Annotated in this window: 17 protein-coding genes; 12 read left to right on the top strand and 5 right to left on the bottom strand. The window is 41.3% G+C overall.

All coding sequences use genetic code 11. The features are described 5' to 3' along the window. Positions 1-37: 37 nt before the first annotated feature. Both HX021_RS02860 and HX021_RS02855 read left to right on the top strand, forming a co-directional pair. Positions 38-3,208 carry an efflux RND transporter permease subunit gene (locus HX021_RS02860; RefSeq protein ID WP_286588219.1) on the top strand — a complete coding sequence of 1,057 codons (3,171 nt, stop codon included), beginning with the start codon at positions 38-40 and terminating at the stop codon, positions 3,206-3,208. A 145-nt stretch (positions 3,209-3,353) separates the two neighbouring features. After that, positions 3,354-3,965 carry an HAD family hydrolase gene (locus tag HX021_RS02855; protein WP_286588218.1) on the top strand — a complete coding sequence of 204 codons (612 nt, stop codon included), beginning with the start codon at positions 3,354-3,356 and terminating at the stop codon, positions 3,963-3,965. Between the two features lie 82 nt (positions 3,966-4,047). Here the strand turns inward: HX021_RS02855 and HX021_RS02850 are convergent, their stop codons facing one another. Both HX021_RS02850 and HX021_RS02845 read right to left on the bottom strand, forming a co-directional pair. After that, positions 4,048-5,409 carry a hypothetical protein gene (locus HX021_RS02850; protein ID WP_286588217.1) on the bottom strand — a complete coding sequence of 454 codons (1,362 nt, stop codon included), beginning with the start codon at positions 5,407-5,409 and terminating at the stop codon, positions 4,048-4,050. Positions 5,410-5,423: 14 nt separating this feature from the next. Further along, positions 5,424-6,029 carry an RNA polymerase sigma factor gene (locus HX021_RS02845; protein WP_286588215.1) on the bottom strand — a complete coding sequence of 202 codons (606 nt, stop codon included), beginning with the start codon at positions 6,027-6,029 and terminating at the stop codon, positions 5,424-5,426. 224 nt (positions 6,030-6,253) lie between these two features. Here HX021_RS02845 and lysS point away from each other — a divergent pair, with 224 nt between their 5' ends. The 6 genes from lysS to coaA all read left to right on the top strand — a co-directional run bounded on the left by lysS (position 6,254) and on the right by coaA (position 12,410). Beyond that, positions 6,254-7,972: a lysine--tRNA ligase gene (gene lysS / locus HX021_RS02840; RefSeq protein ID WP_286588213.1), complete on the top strand. Its 1,719-nt coding sequence runs from the start codon at positions 6,254-6,256 to the stop codon at positions 7,970-7,972. 156 nt (positions 7,973-8,128) lie between these two features. Further along, positions 8,129-9,184 (top strand): patatin-like phospholipase family protein, encoded by a 1,056-nt coding sequence (locus HX021_RS02835; protein ID WP_286588211.1) that lies wholly within the window; start codon positions 8,129-8,131, stop codon positions 9,182-9,184. 30 nt (positions 9,185-9,214) lie between these two features. Then, positions 9,215-10,447, top strand: coding sequence for a spore maturation protein (locus HX021_RS02830; RefSeq protein WP_286588209.1), 1,233 nt, complete (start codon positions 9,215-9,217; stop codon positions 10,445-10,447). Between the two features lie 136 nt (positions 10,448-10,583). Continuing rightward, positions 10,584-10,964, top strand: a complete 381-nt coding sequence (locus HX021_RS02825) for a methylglyoxal synthase (protein WP_286588208.1) — start codon at positions 10,584-10,586, stop codon at positions 10,962-10,964. Positions 10,965-10,985: 21 nt separating this feature from the next. Then, positions 10,986-11,402, top strand: coding sequence for an OsmC family protein (locus HX021_RS02820; protein WP_286588206.1), 417 nt, complete (start codon positions 10,986-10,988; stop codon positions 11,400-11,402). Positions 11,403-11,450: 48 nt separating this feature from the next. Next, complete coding sequence (coaA, locus tag HX021_RS02815) at positions 11,451-12,410, top strand: type I pantothenate kinase (RefSeq protein WP_286588204.1); 960 nt, start codon at positions 11,451-11,453, stop codon at positions 12,408-12,410. Here coaA and HX021_RS02810 read toward each other — a convergent pair. Then, the gene (locus tag HX021_RS02810) at positions 12,407-13,255 is read right to left on the bottom strand and encodes a mechanosensitive ion channel family protein (RefSeq protein ID WP_286588202.1); all 849 of its coding nucleotides are present in this window, start codon (positions 13,253-13,255) and stop codon (positions 12,407-12,409) included. The genes coaA and HX021_RS02810 overlap by 4 nt on opposite strands. 177 nt (positions 13,256-13,432) lie before the next feature. Between HX021_RS02810 and HX021_RS02805 the strand changes: the two genes are divergently transcribed. The 4 genes from HX021_RS02805 (at position 13,433) to HX021_RS02790 (ending at position 20,614) form a co-directional block, all read left to right on the top strand. Continuing rightward, positions 13,433-15,532, top strand: a complete 2,100-nt coding sequence (locus HX021_RS02805) for a heavy metal translocating P-type ATPase (protein WP_286588200.1) — start codon at positions 13,433-13,435, stop codon at positions 15,530-15,532. 161 nt (positions 15,533-15,693) lie between these two features. Further along, positions 15,694-18,243, top strand: a complete 2,550-nt coding sequence (gyrA, locus tag HX021_RS02800; RefSeq protein WP_286588198.1) for a DNA gyrase subunit A — start codon at positions 15,694-15,696, stop codon at positions 18,241-18,243. A 95-nt stretch (positions 18,244-18,338) separates the two neighbouring features. Beyond that, positions 18,339-19,439 carry a tetratricopeptide repeat protein gene (locus HX021_RS02795; protein WP_286588196.1) on the top strand — a complete coding sequence of 367 codons (1,101 nt, stop codon included), beginning with the start codon at positions 18,339-18,341 and terminating at the stop codon, positions 19,437-19,439. Positions 19,440-19,441: 2 nt separating this feature from the next. Further along, a complete protein-coding gene (locus HX021_RS02790; RefSeq protein ID WP_286588195.1) occupies positions 19,442-20,614 on the top strand; it encodes a tetratricopeptide repeat protein in 1,173 nt (390 codons plus the stop codon). A 78-nt stretch (positions 20,615-20,692) separates the two neighbouring features. On the opposite strand, the gene HX021_RS02785 is transcribed toward HX021_RS02790, so the two are convergent. Then, entirely contained in the window at positions 20,693-21,127 is a 435-nt protein-coding gene (locus HX021_RS02785) for an FKBP-type peptidyl-prolyl cis-trans isomerase (RefSeq protein ID WP_286588193.1), read from the bottom strand. A 188-nt stretch (positions 21,128-21,315) separates the two neighbouring features. Then, positions 21,316-21,729, bottom strand: a complete 414-nt coding sequence (locus HX021_RS02780; RefSeq protein WP_286588191.1) for an OsmC family protein — start codon at positions 21,727-21,729, stop codon at positions 21,316-21,318. Positions 21,730-21,802 lie beyond the last annotated feature (73 nt).

Here is a 21,802-nt window from a genome sequence, read left to right as displayed (position 1 = left end):
CAGCATTAATTTTTAAAGAGAATCTAAAAAATATAGAATGATTTCAGAAGTATTTATTAAGAGGCCTGTTACCGCAATCGTTATTTCGATCTTAATTTCCATTATCGGGATTATTGCGGTATCAACATTGCCAATTAGCCAGTACCCTTCTATTGCACCTCCAACTGTAACGGTTACAGCCAATTATACTGGAGCAGATGCACAGACGGTTGAGCAGACCGTAACGACGCTCATTGAGAGCCAGATTAATGGTACACCAGGCATGATTTATATGTCGTCAAATAGTACTTCAAATGGTCAAGCAACAATTACTGTCACATTTGAAGTTGGTACCGATATTGATATCGCTACCTTGGACGTACAAAACCGTGTGGGTATTGCCGAACCTTCCCTTCCGGAGGCTGTAAGACGTTTGGGGATCACCACCCGTAAGGCGAACACAGATATCTTGATGCTGGTCGCGTTGACATCTCCGAAAGGAACCAGAGATGAAAATTTCCTGGCCAATTACAACAACTTGTATGTCAAAGACGCTTTATTGCGTGTTACAGGTGTGGGGGATGTGACCGCTTTTGGTCAGCCATTTTCAATGCGTGTATGGCTAGATGCCAATAAATTGGCGAATTTGAGTATGACCCCTGCTGATGTATCCACAGCAATTGCTGAACAGAACTCACGCATCCCAGGTGGTAGCGTCGGTGGACGCCCGCAAGAGTCATCAACCGTTTTTGAATATCCAGTCATCACAGACAGTGACCTCTCTAATCCAGAAGATTTTGAAAATATTGTGGTCAAGACCAACAGAGACGGATCCATTGTATTGCTAAAAGACGTTGCCCGCGTGGAACTTGGACAATTTAATTATGGTACATCTTCCACCGTAAACGGCATGAACTCATCAGCCATGATGATCAGTCAAACTCCAGGAGGAAATGCCGTTGAATCAGCTGAGGGTATAGTTGCGACTTTAGAAAAATTGAAGCAATCCTTTCCGACTGATGTTGACTATACCATCAGTTATGAAACGGTTTCAGTCGTAAACGCCTCGATTTCATCTGTTATTCACACCTTAGTAGAGGCCTTGATTCTCGTAACGATCGTGGTCTTCTTCTTCTTGCAGAGCTGGAGGGCAACATTAATTCCCGTATTGGCGATCCCTGTATCCATTATCGGTACATTCATCTTCTTCCTGATGTTTGGCTTTTCGGTCAACAACTTGACAATGCTTGCCTTTGTATTGGCGATTGGTATTGTGGTGGATGATGCCATCGTTGTGGTGGAAGCGGTACAGCATTACATTGACCATTACAAACTGGACGCAAAAGAAGCGACCCGACGGGCTATGGCCGATATTACAGCTCCTGTAATTGCGATTGCTTTAATTTTGGCTGCCGTATTCGTTCCCGTAGGATTTATTCCGGGAATGGTCGGTAAATTGTATCAACAATTTGCCATTACGATTGCCGTATCCGTTATGTTATCAGCATTTATTGCCCTTTCCTTGACACCTGCCCTATGTTCAATTTTATTGAAACCAACAGCAGTACATGAAGGTGCAAGAGGTTTGAATAAGTTCTTTTATAAATTCAACGTATGGTTCGAAAAAGTAACCATTAAATATTCAAGAGGTGTCAAACAGGCTATTAAAAAAGCACCGCTTGTATTGATTATCCTGCTGTGTATCTTCATCGGAACAGGCTGGATGTTTACCACCAAACCTACCGGGTTTATTCCATCGGAAGATGGTGGAGCGTTCTTTGCTGGGGTCACCCTACCCGAAGGTTCATCCTCAGCCCGTACGAATGCCGTACTTAAGGAAATTGAGGAAGATCTGCATAAAACTTTCCCAGAGATCAAATATGTAACAGCGATCTCGGGTATCAATATCTTGAACAGGGCATTTAAGCCCAATGGTGCAACACTGTTCGTGTCACTGAAACCTTGGGAACAGCGTACCCGTACTGCTAATGATATTGCCGGTATGATCATGGGTAAATATATGGCCTATACCAAAGCCAAAGTATTGGCGGTAACACCACCAGCAATCCCTGGACTTGGTACATCTGGAGGTTTCTCCCTGCAAGTTCAAGATTTGCAAACAGTGAATATTAAAGACTTTGAGGCTACCGTGGGTAAATTCTTGATGGCCGCCAATCAGCGTCCGGAAATTGGAATGGCCTATACCATGTTCAACTCCAATTCACCAAACTATAAGTTGGAGGTCAATCGTGAACAGGCCAAACGCATGGGTGTTCCTATCTCAAGTATCTACTCAACCATCTCAGCTTATTTGGGAAGTAGCTATGTGAACGATTTCACGAAATATGGCCGTAGTTACCGCGTGGTGACACAAGCAGACATGCCGTACCGGATGAATATTGAGGATATCAACAAATTGTATGTCAACAATACATTAGGCAATCCTGTACCAATGGGTACCCTCGTGAAATACGAGTTGATTACCATGCCTTCTATCATTAATCACTACAACATCTTTAGAAGTATTGAGATCAATGGTAGTTCGGCTCCGGGTTATTCTTCCGGGGATGCATTGAAAGCTTTACAAGAAGTGGCTGCACAAACCTTACCTGAAGGTTTTGACTACCAATTCTCGGGTCTTTCTTTACAAGAGATGCAGTCAGGCTCAAAGACCATCCAGATCTTTGCACTCTGTATCCTTTTTGTATTCTTATTATTGGCGGCATTATACGAAAGCTGGTCTGTTCCATTCTCTATCCTCCTATCGGTTCCTTTAGGTGTATTCGGAGCAATCTTGACCTTAACGTTAATACCTTCGTTAGACAATAATATTTATGCGCAGATCGGACTGGTGACCATCATTGGTCTTGCGGCAAAGAATGCGATCCTGATTGTCGAATTTGCCAAAGAACGGGTAGATATTGGTATGAACCTCTATGATGCGACCTTGGATGCTGTCAAGCTACGTCTACGTCCGATTATCATGACATCCTTTGCCTTCATCCTGGGTATTATTCCATTGATGTTATCCCATGGTGCTGGTGCAATTTCACGTCAAACCATTGGTTGGACGGTATTTGGTGGAATGACAGCCGCAACACTATTGGCGATCTTTATCGTTCCAGTACTGTTCGTTGTCATCACAAGAATGGCTTATGGCAAGAAAAAGTTAGCTGAGTTGGAAGCGAATTTCGACGAAGAAAAAGCGAAAAACTTAAGTGCACATTAAACATAAGTTTCCTGCATTTCCAAACAGTGCATAAAAAGCAAGACGCCCTTCTCCATCTGAGAAGGGCGTCTTGCTGTATTATACTTCATCGGATATTTGTGCTTCCGATTATAATTTATAATTTTGCCATTCACTATTAAAAAATATGTCACCTGAATCACAACGCAAATTTGAATTGCTAAACCTTCTTGCCGAATCCTACGATGCACTACTATTTGATGTCGATGGCACATTGGCCGATAATATGGATGCCCACAAACAAGCTTACAAAGCTGCCGCTAAACAATATGGCGTAGAATTGGATGTCAATCTTATTGATGAAACAGCTGGCTGGCCTACCGTTGCTGTTGCCGAAGAAATCAGCAAACGCTATGGTGTGGACTTCGACTATCAAGAATTTTCAACACTAAAATCCACGATCTTCCGGGATGAATATGTTTTTAAAACAAAACCAGTGGATTACGTTGTTGAGCATCTAAAATATCAAAAAGGGAAAAAACATATTGCCGCTGTATCCGGTGGAACACGGACAACATTATCCATGACTCTGACAACCATTGATGTTTGGGATGATCTGCAAGCATTAGTCTGTGCTGGAGATACAGCAGAAGGGAAACCTTCTCCCCAACCGTTCTTATTGGCAGCCACCAAATTGGGTGTCGCTCCCGAAAAATGCTTGGTTTATGAAGATGGTGTTCCGGGTGTGGAAGGCGCAAAAGCAGCAGGAATGGGCTGGGTCCGCGTGGATGAGCTGTAATATATGCCTGCAATACTGAAAACAAACAGCCCCCATGAATCTTTGGATTCATGGGGGCTGTTTGTAAATAAAATCTGAAGCTTTAGAAGCTCGTAATAATTTTCACGCCACCGTTGCTGTAATTCAGATCCGAAGACCTTAATCCCCCCAATGGCACCTTGTAATAGGGTTCGACAGAGATGGAGAGTTTCCCGACCTGTTGTTTGCGGCCAATTGAAAGATTGACAAAACCATTCATCCCCTTATCATCCACATTCTTTTCAGTAGATTTCTGCTTATATTCTGTATTATTGGTTTCATAGATGGTAGAACGTTCCTGGTCCAAAACCCCAACATATGACACCCCAACAGAAGTGTAAAAATGCTTATTGATTGCATAGCGGACATCCACCGGAATATCTACTGTCAGAATCTTACCCGAAACGCGCTCATTACTCTTGGCACTTTTTGCATCCGCTGTCCGCATCACAAAAGAATTATTAAGGGTCGGCTGCGAGATATAGTTTGGTGCATCTGCAACAAATGAATTCGATGCAGTCGCTGGCGTAATGGGACTATTTCCTGAGACAGCCCCATAATGCTGGATGGAAGCGCCCGAACGGATACTGACCTTGTTGGACACATGATAAGCCAAGGCAACACCGCCCCCCAATGTGATACTCTCAGAAGTCGAAGCTGGAGAAACAAATGCACCCATTTCCCATTTTCGTTCCTGACCACCTTTATTTAAAACGATGCTATTTCCCGTATCCTTATGCTGGGAAGCATAAAGTTGAGAAAGTCTGGCAGCATCACGCTGTGTTTGGCTCTGTGGATTTGTATGCAGCGCAGCTTGCTGCGGCTGTTTATCCACTTCAGCACTATTCATGACTTCCTTCGCTTCAGCAACATCCCCCTCTTCCGAGCTGACCTGTGCAGTGAAAGTATTTTTTTTCAATTGCATGGATTTACTGCCTATCCCCGCTAAAGTGCTGGACAATGTAATGTCATGTCCACCGATTGTGCGCGGCGGATTTAATTCCCCAAACGGCAGCTCCCCTTCAGGAATACGATCTTCTATTTTAGAATACGTAAACGGTTTTTCCAGATAAAGCTCTTCTGAGGTTAATCCTTTTTCTTTTGTCACCTCAGACAAAGAACGCTGAATAGACTCTTTTAAATCTTTACTGTCCGCTAAAACTTCATGTTTTTCTCTGCTGTCATTCAAGGAAACTGAAGGTGAATTTACGAACGTATTATTATTCTCAAGCCCCCAATACCCCACACCAAAACACAGGAGCACTGCCGCAGCCGCACTCCAATATTTCCAATTCGATGAAGATCCAGCCGCAGTCCCATATTTTGAAGCAAATTTTTCCCAAGAGCCTTCCCTGTAGGGTAGCTCATGATCTTTCAATCGCCCAACAATCTCTTCAATCAATTCTTTTTTCTTATTGCCTTTCATTGTAACAACAATATTTATCTTATCGCTTGAATTACGCCTGTATAATCCAAGTATAATTTTCTTAGTTTCTGCTTTGCCCTGGTCAGATAAGTACGCGAAGTACTGTCCGGTATATTGAGCATTTGGGCGATTTCATCGTGTGAATAGCCTTCTATTTCATAGAGATTAAAAATAGTCTTTTGGATCTCCGGAAGCTGGTCCAACAACCGCATGATTTCATCGACCTCCAATCGACTGTCCAGCTGGACAGCTGGCGTATGTATATCCCCTTCAGCCAGATCTTCAACAGAATAAAACTGCTTCTTGCTTCTCAAAAAATCAATGGAGATATTCGCCGCAATCCGCCCAATCCAGGACCTGAAGGACTTTTCGAGATGCTCTTCATCAATATCCATATTGAAAGAGTCTAATTTTCGAAAAACCCGGACAAAGCTCTCATTTACGAGTTCCTCCGCATCAACTTCCTGTTTGACATAACGAATGATAATTGCCATGAGATAGCCATAATACTTTTTATAGACAAAGGCCTTCCCATCCTCACGATTTCGCAAGCAACGGCCCAAGGCATCATGTAAGGATGATAACTTCTTAGTATAAAAATATGACTGTATAATTCCCACTTAAACTATTTAAATATTAAGCTTCAAATAACGAAAATAAAATTATAAAACTTAAAATCAAATAGTCGAATGTCCCCTCGTAATATCACTATTTAACTATTTTTATTCTCTAACGACCTGCGTTTGGATTTCGCTACAGTGCTTTCGAAAAAAATCAATAAAAAGAATAGAAAAAAATGGCTATTTTTGCATGATTTTCACATTTTAAATATTATTCATACCGAATGAGTACTGTATTATCCGAACAGGAACAACTTAGAAGACAGGCGATGCAATCGTTGTTGGATATGGGTATTGACCCCTTCCCGGCGAATGAATTTGTCGTCAACGCGCATGCTGCCGATATTTTAGAAAACTACGATAGAGATAAATTAAATTATAAGAACATTACCATTGCCGGACGCATCATGAGCCGTCGTGTGATGGGTAGTGCATCATTTTTTGAAATTCAAGATGCTACAGGTCGTATCCAGGCTTATATCAAGCGTGACGATGTATGTCCTGGTGAAAATAAGGACCTCTATAATGTAGTCTTCAAAAAACTATTGGATATCGGGGATATCGTTGGCATCAAAGGATATGTTTTCACGACGCAGACCGAAGCCATTGCAGTACATGTTGAAGAATTCACCGTATTATCCAAATCACTGCGTCCTCTTCCAGTTGTCAAGTCTGCTGAAGGTAAAACCTATGATGCCTTTACAGATCCGGAACAACGCTACAGAATGCGTTATGTGGATTTAATCGTAAATCCTACCAACAAGGATATATTTGTAAAACGCACCAAATTGTTCAATGCCATGCGTCAATTTTTTAATGACGCTGGATACATGGAGGTCGAAACACCAGTACTTCAATCTATACCCGGGGGAGCTGCGGCACGTCCATTTATCACGCATCACAATGCACTGGACATCCCATTATACCTGCGTATTGCCAATGAGCTTTACTTAAAAAGACTGATCGTGGGTGGTTTTGATGGCGTGTATGAATTCTCCAAAAATTTCCGCAATGAAGGGATGGACCGTACCCATAATCCAGAGTTCACAGCCATGGAAATTTATGTCGCTTATAAAGACTATAATTGGATGATGGATTTCACCGAACGTCTTTTGGAACACTGTGCCTTAGCAGTGAACGGCACGACTGAAGCAACTTTTGGTGAGCACAAAATTGACTTTAGAGCACCTTACAAGCGTATTTCCATGACCGACTCCATCAAAGAGTTTACTGGATTTGATATTACAGGTAAATCTGAAGATGAAATTCGTCATGCGGCAAAAGAAATGGGCATTGACGTGAACGAAACAATGGGTAAAGGTAAACTCATCGATGAGATCTTTGGGGCTAAATGTGAAGGAAACTACATCCAGCCCACATTCATCACTGATTATCCAAAGGAAATGTCTCCGCTGACAAAGAAACATCGGGATAACCCTGATCTAACAGAACGTTTTGAATTAATGGTCTGCGGTAAAGAAATTGCCAATGCCTATTCTGAGCTGAACGATCCTATTGATCAGCGTGAGCGCTTTGAAGATCAACTGCGCCTTTCGGAGAAAGGTGATGACGAAGCCATGTTCATTGATCAGGATTTCTTACGGGCTTTAGAATACGGTATGCCCCCTACTTCTGGGCTAGGTATAGGTATGGACCGTCTTATCATGTTCCTGACCAATAATGCTTCGATTCAAGAAGTGCTGTTCTTCCCGCAAATGCGTCCGGAGAAAGTGGCCAAAATTGCTGATGTCAAAGATTATGAAGATCAGGGCATTCCTGCAGCATGGGTTCCTGCATTGCAAAAAATGGGCTTTACCACGATTGAAGCTTTAAAAGAAGCTAATCCAAATAAAGTATTCAATGACCTTGGCGGAATGCGCAAAAAATTAAAACTAGATATAAGCATGCCTTCCAAAGACGAAGTGCTCGCCTGGTTTAATTAGCCCCTGCTGGTCATAGTCATCCAGACATCTAACATCAGAGATCCTAAAGTTGTTGCACTACACCCTTAGGGTCTCTTTTATTTTACCATTTTTAATTTTTACTTTTCGCCTAATCCTTTATATTTACGTATCGTGAATTAAAAATAGCTTTGGCATATGAAGAACATCCTTGCCTTAGATGGTGGTGGTATTCGAGGTATCATTCCCGCTATGGTGCTCGTTGCTTTGGAGGAAAAATTGCAGAAAAAAACAATGGACCCAAATGCACGGATTGCGTCCTACTTTGACTTTATTGCCGGAACAAGCAGCGGTGGCATTCTGACAAGTATACTCTTATATCCCGAGGATGGTAACCCTGCGCATCCTAAGTTTTCCGCACGCGATGCATTAAACTTATTTGTAAATCACGGAAGCGAAATCTTTAATGCTTCCAAATGGCGGCGTTTTCTCAGTGGTTTTGGACTCGTTAGTGAATTATATTCAGATGCTCCACTTTCCAATGTCCTGGACAAGTATTTTCAAAATGCCCGGTTAAGCCATCTGATCAAACCCTGTATCATTACCGCTTATAATATCGAACTGCGCAAGAATCATTTCTTCAGACAGCAAAAGGCTATTACACATGGTGAAGCCCGAGATTTCTACCTCAAGGACGTGTGCAAAGCAACTTCAGCCGCCCCAACGTTTTTCCCTGTTGCTGAAGTATATTCAATCTCAAAAACCAGATACCCACTCATCGATGGTGGTGTATTTGCTCAAAATCCATCCATCTGTGGACTATTGGAGGTACTCAAAGCATTCAACAGCACCCAGATCAACGATATGTTTATGGTGTCCTTAGGCACCGGTATATCTAAAGTCGCTTATAATTATGAGCATTTTAAAAAAAAATTGGCTATTCAGATCGGTCCTGCCCTGGTAGATATCATGACCAGCGCTTCATCCGAAAGCACTGAATTCTTCATTCGACAATTGTTCCATAATAATGGCAAACAGCAGAATTACATCCGTCTAGAACCACTAAATCTTTCCAGTATCAACGCTTCGTTGGACGCTGCCTCGCCCAATAATATCCAAAAACTCATCTCACTATCCGACAAACTGATCAGTGAACAAGAAGATACATTGGACTATATTATCGAACATCTTGTCAAGGAGAAGAACCAGAATAAAAAGAAAAATCCATGGAGCCAGTTGATGGATAAATTCTAAAAGATTACTTTTACGCATATTTAAATCTATATGGCATTAAACTACGTTTGGGTTGCATTTTTCTTGATCACATTTGCCGTCGCCCTTATTAAACTAATCTTTTTCGGGGATACCGAAGTCTTCCAACAAATTGTCAATTCAATCTTTGACAGTGCCAAAACGGGAGCCGAAATCTCCTTAGGATTAATTGGGATGATGAGTTTTGCCTTAGGTATTATGAAAATCGGTGAAAAAGGCGGTATGATTAATATTTTCGCGAAAATTGTCAGCCCTTTTTTCCATAAATTATTTCCCGAAGTTCCAAAAAACCACCCAGCACTTGGCTCCATCTTAATGAACTTCTCAGCGAACGCCCTCGGGCTGGACAATGCTGCCACCCCGCTGGGGCTTAAAGCCATGAAAGAACTTCAGGAGCTGAATACGGACAAGGACACAGCAACCAATGCACAGATTATGTTTATCGTGCTCAACGCTTCAAGCTTGACACTGTTGCCGATTTCAATTATGGCTTATCGTAAAGAAGCAGGGGCACCCGATCCTTCGGATGTCTTTTTACCGATTTTAATCGCCACCTTCTTTTCGACCTTAGTAGCCTTGATTTTAGTATCAATTTATCAGAAAATTAATCTATTCAATCGGGTGGTATTGGGCTATTTAGGTGCCATGGGTTTGTTTATTGGTGGATTACTGTATTACTTTTCGGGATTACCACAATCCGAAATTGAGATCTTCAGTAAAGTATTTGGCAATGTGATTTTATTCAGCTTATTCACCTCTTTTATCGGTTTAGCCTTATTTCGTAAGGTCAATGTATATGACGCATTTATCGAAGGTGCAAAAGAGGGGTTTGAAGTATCTGTCAAAATCATTCCCTATCTGGTAGCCATGTTGGTCGGCATAGCCGTTTTCAGAGCATCCGGAACCATGGATTACCTCGTGGCTGGAATTGCTCAGGCCATTGCCTTCTGTGGATTAGACACTTCTTTTGTGGATGCTTTGCCAGTGGCTTTCATGAAACCACTAAGTGGTTCTGGAGCGCGTGGGTTAATGGTTGATCTGATGAACGCAAAAGGTCCTATGGACTTTGCCGCCCGTGTTGCCTGTGTCATTCAGGGATCTACGGAAACGACATTTTATGTTTTGGCTGTTTATTTTGGTGCCGTTGGCATTAAACGCAGCCGACATGCATTGCCCTGTGCCCTATTGGCTGAACTCGCAGGTGTAATTGCAGCAATCATCATATCTTACATCTTTTTTAAATAAAAAAACTGACGGTAAAAACGCATTGACAATGATTCAAAAGCTCAGGAGATTCATTGAGATCTAGAAGAATAGCTTAGCAGCACAGCCTCCATAAAAGAAAAGAAATAATTGCAAATACAAATTAATGATCATGCTGATGAAAAAAACAATAGCACTAATTGCCCATGATGGCAAAAAACCAGAGATGGTCGCATTTGTCAAAGATCACCAAGAATTACTGGAACGAGCCAGTATTATTGCAACGGGCACCACGGGCTCTTATGTCCAGAAAACGGGGTTACCTGTCGAGCTCAAGCTAAGTGGCCCGATGGGCGGCGATGCACAGATCGCCGCATTAGCCGCTGAAGGAAAAGTGGATGGCATTATCTTTTTCCGTGACCCACTTGGCAAGCACGCACACGAACCTGATATTCAGATGCTCATGCGCGTATGCGACCTTTATAATGTACCCCTGGCGACAAACCCTGCTACAGGTAGTTTAATTATCGAAGGCTTACTGGAAGATATCAACGAATAAACAGCAATTTTAATTAGAATAATGGAAAACGATGTTATTGTTAAAATAGGGAAAACACCTTATACCACAAGTGTGCAGTATGGCAAACACCAGATCATGGTGGATGAACCAGAAGATCTTGGCGGACAGGATCAGGGCATCAACCCAACACCACTGTTACTGTCCGCCCTGGGTAGCTGTAAGGCAATTACTGTAAGAATGTATGCCGACAGAAAGAAATGGCCACTAGAAGAAGTCATTGTACGCCTATCTCACGAAATTCAGACAAGCGAACAACAGCAGACAACTTATATACAGTGTCATATCGGCTTTAAAGGTGACCTGGATGATGAACAGCAGAAAAGACTATTCAAAATAGCCGAGAAATGCCCTGTTCATAAAATCCTGACCAATCCCATTGTAATAACTTCAAATCATTTGTCATCTTACTTGGGATAACCAATAACACTATTTATATTTGTCCCCACAAAAAATTAAAAGCCAGCGATGCAATTGGATCCACAAATAGCAATAGACTCTCCTTTTAGATCGATCAAAAGGGAGGATTGGAAAAATCTGAATGGAAAGGTATTGCACAACTTCAGTCCTGAAGATCTTGAAAACCTGCACGCCCTCAATGAACCATTGACAAATCAGGAAATTGAAGAGGTCTATTTTCCATTGAGTCATCTGCTGGAGATTCACATCGATCGCTTTCAAAGCCTCCATCAGCGAACCAACCGTTTTTTTGGCAAGGAAGAAAGCAAATTACCATACATTATTGGTATTGCAGGCTCGGTGGCTGTGGGAAAAAGCACAACGGCCAGAGTGCTGCAACGTGTTTTAAGTCTCCTCCCCTCCAAACCAAAGGTGGACCTGGTCACAACAGATGGTTTCCTATATCCAAATCAACTGCTCATCGAAAAGGGGATTCTAAACCGCAAAGGCTTTCCAGAGAGCTATGATGCCAAACGATTGATCCATTTTCTTTCCGCTGTCAAATCTGGAGCGCCGAAAATTGCTGTCCCCGTCTATAGTCACTTGGTCTATGATGTCTTACCCGACGAGCAGCGGCAAATAATCGAACAGCCCGATATTCTTATCGTGGAAGGAATCAATGTCCTTCAGGTAAATTCACAGCGCCCACGCAAAGGTCATAGTGTTTTCGTATCCGATTTTTTCGATTATTCCATTTATGTACATGCCAGTGAAAAAAACCTGATAGAATGGTATACCAATAGATTCGAATCCCTTCGTGCCACCGCATTCCAGAACCCAGCTTCATTTTTCCATAAATATGCCGATATGACGGTCGACGAAAGTCATGCCATGGCTGTTAATATCTGGAACGAGATCAACAAACCAAATCTGCTCAAAAATATCTTACCAACACGGTACCGTGCCGATCTTATTCTAGAAAAAGGTAGTCATCATTTTGTTAAAAATGTGAAGGTCAGAAAGATCTAACCAAATAACTTTTTGAATTGCAATACTTCATTCAGTATACTGCTCTGAACCTGCTGGTGAATCTTATTGCTGGAAGAAATCGTACTGACTTCCACCTTGTATTTAATATAATCCTTAGCCACATCAGCTATTTTAACCGTAAATCCCTGTGCGTGGTCTAAGTTGGTGTTATTTTGGAACAAAGGCTTAAAATACAACTCCAATTCTTCTACAGCAGCGGCACGATCAAGCGGTAGCTCAAATTTCACCACAATTTTATTGGACTTTTGAGACGTCTTATTGACTAAAGTAGCCGTGAAGACCAGGTTATTGGGAATCATGACTGCATCATCATCCTCATCCCGCACAACCAGGTTCGCTAAAGTAATATCAACAATTTTACCCTGGTACTCCCCGATTTTGATCCGGTCTCCCACAGCAAATTGGTCAGAAAACATAATAATCAATCCTGAGATCATATTCGTGATATATTCCCTAAAAATAACGGCTATTGCCATAGCAACAATAGTCATGCTCGTAATAAAATCCCTGGGATTGATACCAATAGCGATCATCAGGCTGACAATAATGAAGAAAACATTCCCTACCGTAGCTACACGGGTAATCCCCAAGACAAAATTACCTCGCACGACCTGCTGCTCATTTCGGCTATTATAGAGCTTGACCAAGATAAAATGGCCGATTGAAATCAATACGCTGGCTGTTAAAAACGTATTCAATCCATAGGCAATATCCCGAATTGTTTTTCTCTGTTCGTAAACATCTGCCAACGGCACAAAAGATGCAGTCAATACAACCCATAGAATGATGCGTACAATAAAGGAAATTGAAATAGATTTTGTCATTTCTAAACTTAGATAAATTTGTTTTTATTTACAAATCTATCATTTATCCCCTGCAATCGATGATTTTTTACAATCTAACTAGCATAAAGAACTTCAGCAGGCCAACAATTTCACTTTGCCTAAAAAGCATTTATAGGGAAATACTTATCTTTGCCTAAAGACATTACAGGCTATTAAATGAAGGAATCCAACGTGCAAACTGAACTGAACGTAACCGGAATGCACTGTACAAATTGTGCCATTTCAATCCATAAATATCTGGAAAACAGCGGAGCTAAAGAGATCTACGTTGATTTTTCTTCAGATGAAGTTAAGTTTTCTGATATCCCCTCCGATAGGATTCCCCAGGTTGTCAAAGGGATTGAATCGTTAGGGTACAAAGTAATCACTGACAGTAGCAATAAAAGTAATTTTTGGAATTCTATTGAATTAAAGTTTTTCTTTTGTTTACTATTTACCGTTCCGTTATGGTGCCATATGTTCATTGATTTACCTTTACTTCATGACCCTTATTTTCAATTGGCACTATGTATTCCTGTCTACCTCATGGGCTGTTTCTATTTTGGGACTAGTGCGGTCCGGTCCTTATGGAATAAAATGCCCAACATGGATGTTCTGATCTTTGTGGGCGCAACGGCAGCTTTTGTATACAGTGCTATCGGAACTTATTACCAGCTTGGTCACGATTTTCAGTTCTATGAAACCTGCTCGACCATTATTACCCTGGTTTTTATGGGGAATGTACTTGAAAAACGCGCTGTTAAAAAAACTACCTCTGCCATCAGGGACCTTATCCGCTTCCAAGATGTAAAATCCATTAAAATTCAGGGAGATCAGGAAATTGAAATAGCAGCCAAAGACATTAAATCCGGTGACATCCTGAAAGTGAATAGCGGCAGTCAGATCCCTGTGGACGGTGACATCCTGACGGGACATGCCTGGGTGGACGAATCCATGATCACAGGTGAAAGCCTGCCCATTGAAAAAGCAAAATACGATTCGGTGGTCGGCGGCACGCTGCTCACAGAAGGTAATATTAGCCTCGTAGCAACAAAAGTAGGATCAAAAAGCGTTCTATATCAGATCATTCAATTAATTAAAGATGCGCAGCGTAAAAAGCCACCTATCCAAAAGTTTGGCGATAAGGTAGCGGCTTATTTTGTACCCATCGTTGTGGCGATATCATTTTTCACTTTTTTTATTGCCTATTTTATAGCCCAATTGCCCCTACAGCAATCATTGATGAATGCCATTGCAACACTGGTGGTATCCTGTCCCTGTGCCATGGGCCTGGCGACACCGACAGCAGTCATGGTTGGCTTGGGTAGGGCTGCAAAACATGGCATCTTAATCAAAGGTGGTAGTACCATCGAGGAGATGTCCGAACTCAAGCACATGGTTTTCGATAAGACAGGTACCCTCACAACCGGCAATTTTAAAATTAAAGCCATTCAAACCTTTGGCATCGAACAATCCCAGGTGGAATCCATTATTGCCCAGTTGGAAAGCTATTCAAGCCATCCCATTGCCACATCGATCCGTAAGCAACTGAAAGAAGTTAAAGCTTATCGCATCATTTTCAATGAGGTGAATGAAATCAAGGGACAAGGCATCTTTGCAAAAGACACGAATGGCAATAGCTATTCAATCTGCAACGCTAAAATTGGTAAGAAAGACTACTCTAACCGATACGATCTCACGTTAACGATCAATGATGTTGTCATCGCAGGCATTGTGCTGGAAGATCAGCTCAAACCTTATGCAAAAGAACTCATACAGTATTTAAAAGACAAAGGTATACGCCCTATTCTTTTAAGTGGTGACAGGCAAAGTAAATGTGAACGTACGGCACAAAAACTAGGTATTGCAGATGTCTATTGGGAGAAATCACCCCGCGAAAAACTGACGATCCTATCCGATTTAAAAAAGAACGGACCGACGGCCATGGTTGGCGACGGCATCAACGATGCCCCTGCACTTACTGCTGCTGATGTAGGCATTTCCCTAGGAGATGCAACACATATCGCTATACAATCGGCCAAAGTGGTGTTGTTGAACAATGATTTAAAATCCATCCAAAAACTGCTTAAAATAGGTCATCACACCTTACTTACCATTAAGCAAAATCTTTTCTGGGCTTTTGCCTACAATATCATTGCCATTCCACTTGCTGCCACGGGCTTTTTGGGTCCCATGCTTGCCGCACTCAGCATGGCCTTCTCTGACCTTATTGTCATCGGTAATTCCATCCGTTTACGTTTCAAAAAATTGAAATAAAAGCAATAGCACAGAAGTACAAGACAATCCATAAAAGATTGTCTTTTTTGTGTATATTAGGGCTAGAATCATTCGCTTTTGAGGTTAAATTTTTGTAACTTCGCATGCGTAGCAACCCACATTGAAGGCTTGCTTACTAGTTTTATTGAAACCAAATTCATATGGCTGAAGAAACAGAAAACGACAACAATCTTGTTCCGGCAAACGACCGGATTATCCCTATCAATATCGAGGATCAGATGAAGTCTGCGTACATTGACTACTCCATGTCAGTCATTGTCTCCCGGGCCCTTCCTGATGCACGTGATGGTATGAAACCAGTGCATAGACGTGTTCTTTACGGCATGTTGGACTTAGGGGTTACCAGTGGTAAACCATATAAAAAGTCTGCCCGTATCGTTGGTGATGTATTAGGTAAATATCACCCACACGGTGATTCATCCGTATATGACACCATGGTTCGTATGGCTCAAGATTGGAGTTTGCGCTATCCCTTGGTAGATGGCCAAGGTAACTACGGTTCCATTGATGGGGATCCTCCTGCGGCCATGCGTTATACTGAGGCAAGACTGAAGAAGATTGCCGAAGAAATGTTATCCGATATCAACAAAGATACTGTTGATTTCCAAAATAACTTTGACGACTCTTTACAGGAACCTACTGTATTGCCGACCCGTATTCCCAACCTCCTGGTCAATGGAGCTTCAGGTATTGCTGTGGGTATGGCCACCAATATGGCTCCGCACAATTTATCCGAAGTGATTGACGGAACGGTTGCATTTATTGAAAATCGTGATATTGAAGTACCGGAATTGATGCAACATATCAAGGGGCCTGACTTCCCTACCGGTGCCTTGATTTATGGGTATGCCGGTGTACAGGACGCTTGCAATACCGGTCGTGGCCGTATCGTCATGCGTGCTAAGGCCGAAATAGAAAGCACCAAATCTGGCAGAGAGCAGATCATTGTGACTGAAATTCCTTATCAAGTGAATAAAGCCAATATGATCGAGCGTACAGCAGAACTGGTGAATGAAAAGAAATTGGAAGGTATTTCGGCGATTCGTGATGAATCTGATCGTACAGGTATGCGCATCGTCTATGACATCAAACGAGATGCTAATGCCAATGTGGTTTTAAACAACCTATTTAAATATACTGCGCTACAAACCTCTTTCTCAGTCAATAACATTGCCTTAGTTAAAGGAAGACCTCAGCTCCTGAATCTGAAAGATATGATCCATGAGTTTGTGGAGCATAGACATGACGTCATTGTCAGACGTACGCGTTTTGAATTAGCGGAAGCAGAAAAACGTGCCCATATCTTAGAGGGATACCTCATTGCATTGGATCATTTAGATGAAGTCATCAAATTAATCCGTAACTCCGAAACACCGGAAGATGCGCGGGTTGGATTAATGGAAAAATTCAGTCTATCAGATCTTCAGGCTCGTGCAATATTGGACATGACTCTTCGTCGTCTGACAGGACTGGAAAGAGACAAGATCAAAGAAGAATATGCTGAATTGATGAAGACAATCGACTATTTGAAAGCTGTATTGGCAGACGAAGAGCTCCGCATGAAAATCATCAAAGAAGAGCTGATTGAAATCAAGGAAAAATATGGTGATGAACGTCGGTCACAGATCGTACATTCTGCCGAAGATATGCGCATGGAAGATTTTATTGATGACGAAGAGATTGTTATTACCATTTCGCATAATAGCTATGTAAAACGCACACCACTGACGGAATACAAACGTCAGGGTCGTGGTGGTCGTGGATCGATCGGCACCAATACACGTGAGGAAGATTTTACCGAGCATATCATTACCGCCTCAGCGCACAACTATATGCTCCTATTTACCGAAGCTGGCCGTTGTTTCTGGCTGAGGGCATTTGAGATCCCTGAAGGAAGCCGGACTTCCAGGGGCCGTGCGCTTCAAAATATCATCAATGTCCCTAAAGAGGAAAAAATAAAGGCGTTTATCTTAGTGAAGAATCTGAAAGACCAAGAGTATCTGGAAAACAACTTCATTATTATGTGTACCAAGAAAGGTACCATCAAGAAAACATCTTTAGAAGCTTATTCTCGTCCGAGGGCCAATGGTATCAACGCAATTAACATCAATGAAGGAGATCAATTGATCGAAGCATGTTTGACTACAGGAAGCAGCGAAATTGTGATGGCACTGCGTTCGGGAAGGGCAATTCGCTTCAACGAATCCACTGTCCGCCCAATGGGCCGGACCGCGACAGGAGTCCGTGGGATCACATTATCTTCCGAAAGCGATGAAGTGATTGGCATGATTAGTGTAAATGATTCAGAGACAACTGTATTAGTCGTTTCGGAAAAAGGATATGGTAAACGTACCGATATCGAAGATTACCGTGTCACAAACCGTGGTGGTAAAGGTGTGAAAACCATCAACGTAACCGATAAAACAGGTGAATTGGTTGCCATCAAGGGTGTCACTGACGACGAAGACCTGATGATTATCAATAAATCAGGTATTGTTATCCGAATTGCGGTTGAAGAATTAAGAGTCATGGGACGCGCCACACAAGGTGTCAGACTCATCAATCTGAAAGATAATGATGAGATCGCTTCCATCACTAAAGTAGATCGTGAAGAAGAATCTGATGAAGAACTGGAAGATGGTGAAACTTCAACAGATACAGAAGAAAATACGGATTCAAACGAAGAATAAACTGGATGGACGATCATGGGCATAGGTTTGGCTCACAAACGAAAAAAAGCTACGTTCATGATTGCATCATTTCAGCTAAAAAGCAAAATATTCTAATGAAAAACTTACTGATATCATTGATAATATCCGCAAGTAGTTTAACTGTTGCTGCCCAATCAAATTTGAAGGAGGGCAGCAACAGTTTTGCTTTATATACCAAAACTGGAGAATTTAAAAATCTAGAAAATGCCCGAAAGTTTGCAGATGCAGCATTCAAAACAAAAAAAGATTCCGCTTCTGTCAATATCAACCTTTTAAGGGCATTGGTATACAGTGCACTGGCTGTGGCAGACTCGACTAGACAACAACAATACAAACAGGACCCTATAGATGAAGCCATTGGATCGTTGAAGCTTTTGGATGCTAAAAAGGCCCGCCGGGATTTTCCGGCAGAGATGGATTATGTGCGTCAAAATCTAGCTGGTGCCATATCCTACAAAGGAGCATTGGCCTTAAAGGAAGATAAATTCGATTCTGCCTATAAGTCCTATCTCCGCATAGACTCTCTGGGCTTTAAAAATAACGACTTGAAATATAATCTAGCCGTACTCTCAGGCAAAAACAAGGATTATATGAATTCGATCAAGTATTACGACGAACTTATCAAAAGTGAAAACCCCAAACCCAATTACTTTTTAGAATTAGCACATATTTATGAGCTTGGAGGTACTAAACAAGATGTGCTCAACGTTCTAGAAAAAGGGCGTGCAATATTCCCTGAGAATAAGCAGATACTTTTTAGATTAATCGATGTATATTCAGCAAACGGTTCTTATGATGCCATATTGAATGTCATTACGGATGCAATTCGTCTGGAACCAGAGAATGTCGGGTTAAATTACATTGCTGGATATTCTTATGAGAATGCCAATGATCTAAAAAAAGCGAAAGAATATTATAACAATGTATTAAGGTTAGATCCGAATAACTATGAATCTAATTTGGCATTGGGTTTAATTAATCTCGAGGCACTTTTAAAAGAGCCAACAAATCAGGATATTCAAGATTTAGCAATTGAACATCTTTTGAAAGCCAATGAGATAAAACCCTATGATGTCAATGCATTAAAAGCATTAGCTAAATATTATACGCTGATTGACGATGTATCGCAATTGGATCGTGTAAATTTATTATTGAATCAATTAACAGTTAAATAGATATGAATTTAAAATCTCTATTATTATTAGCGGCAATAGGTACAGTATCTACGTCAGTTTCATTTGCTCAATCTGGTAATGTCAAAAAGGCGAAAAGCGGATTGGCAAAATTTCAAGAGTTGAAAGAAGCTGGTACAGCCGAATTAGGCCTACCGAATCTAAAGACAGCCAAAGAAGCTATCGACGCCGCTGTTGTCCATGAAAAAACAAAAGACAATGCCGAAGCTTGGACAGTATATGCTTTAGTAAATGCCAACCTTTCAACTATAGACAAATCTGCTGAATTAGCGAAATTAGCAGAAGACGGAATCGCTAAAGCAAAAGAACTGGATACGGATAGTGCCAATAAGGCCAATATCACCGTTGCAGAGCAGATTCTTGGCCAGTACAACTTCAATATCGGTGCAGAAGAATATCAAGCACAGAAATATGCTGATTCTTACAATTCTTTCACCAAGGCCTTGACTTATCTTCCAGGTGACACATTAGTTACTTATTACAGTGGCGTAGCTGCATTATCCAATAAAGATTATAAAAATGCGATCGAACGTTATAAAGCCCTGATTCCAAGAAAGGATTTCTCATCGCACAAAACAATTATGGTAGACCTACCTAAATTGTATCTGTCCATTCAGGATACTACTTCTGCTCTTGAATATGCAAAAAAAGCAGCCGAAGCTTATCCGGATGACAATGCGGCTATGACTCAAAATATCGAATTGAATTTGATTACCGGTCATGAAAAAGAAACGATTGATGCAATCACTTCCCAATTGGCCAAAGATCCGAACAATAAAAGTCTAAACTATTATTTGGGCATCGCGCAGTCAGCTGCAAAAAATGATGAAGCAGCGATTGCAGCTTACAAAAAAGCATTGGAAATCGACCCTGATTTCTTTGAGGCCAATACCAATCTTGCGATCACATTAATGAACAAAACACGTGAGCAATTGAATGTTGTTAATAACAACAGAAAATTGACACAAGCCCAATACGATACAGAAGTAGGTAAAATCAAGACTGAACTACAACCGGTGTTGCCCTATTTGGAAAAAGCAGTTTCCCTACAACCTAAAAATGTAGACGCTTTGAACAATTTGAAAAATTACTATATTTTTATGCAGGACGAAGCTAAAACCGCTGAAATCAATGCAAAAATTAAAGAGATCGAATAAATATATTTATTCTCTTAAAAACAGAAACGGCCTACATGTATGTAGGCCGTTTCTGTTTTTATGCGCCATCATCATCAATTAGAGAATGGCAATCAATTCAATTTGGAACAACAAGGTACATGCTCCCCCCTTTCTTGGCAACAGTTCTTCCTTGCCATAGGCCAAACTTGGTGGAAGATAAACTTCCCAGATAGATCCTACCGGCATCATACACATGGCCTCCTGCCAACCCGTTATAAGTTCATTAACATAAAAAGTCTCCGGACGTTTACGCTTATAAGAACTGTCAAACACGGTTCCATCCAAGAGCTCGCCTCTATAATGGCAAATTACTTTAGCTGTTTTTGTAGGCACTTTTCCGGCACCTGCAGTTAATATTCTATATTGCAGCCCCGACTTGCAGACCACCACATCTTTCTTTGTGGCATTTTCATCTAAGAAAGCCATGCCCTCCGCCTGGTTCTTTTCCTGCAATGCTGCTGCATTTAATTTAATTTTCTTCTTCTGTACCAAAATTCTGTTGTTTAACTTTCTCAAATAAATCACCCTAGACCCTATCTGTTCCAAAGTAACAGCTTTTGTTTTTTTAAACGAAAAAAGCGCAACACTTTTTAGCCATATAAAAATTGTCGCGCTTAGATCAAGTCAATGAAAACGGACTACCAATTACCGGGACCGTCTCCATACATGCCTACTTCTTTTTACGAAGTCAAATTAATTTGTAATGTCTTTTCAAAACTAAAGGCCTTACTGACCGGACAGTTCTCTTTCGCTTTATGAGCAATCTCCTGAAATTCACTTTCGGCTATACCTGGAACACGGCCCGTCAATTCAAGCTCTGACCGCACAATAGCTCCATTTTCAAAGACAATGGTCGCTGCAGTTTTTAACTCTTCAGGAATAAAGCCCTTTTCAGTTAAATAAGCACTTAGCTGCATGGTAAAACAACCAGCATGTGCCGCAGCCAATAATTCTTCAGGATTTGTTCCAATACCATTTTCAAACCGCGTCGAAAATGAATATTGTGTATGATCCAATACGCTGCTGTCCGTTGTTAAATTTCCTTTGCCTTCCTTTAAATTGCCATGCCATAGGGCTGTTGCTTTTCTTCTCATGATTTGTTCTATTTCTAATATATTATTATTGTATGTCCGTTTCTGTTTAGGCTTCCAATAAAATCGTATGACC

Origin of the sequence: Sphingobacterium sp. N143 (assembly GCF_030325625.1) — a bacterium.
GTDB lineage: Bacteria > Bacteroidota > Bacteroidia > Sphingobacteriales > Sphingobacteriaceae > Sphingobacterium.
Note: the sequence above shows the minus strand (reverse complement) of the source record. Positions and strands in the feature narration are given on the sequence as shown.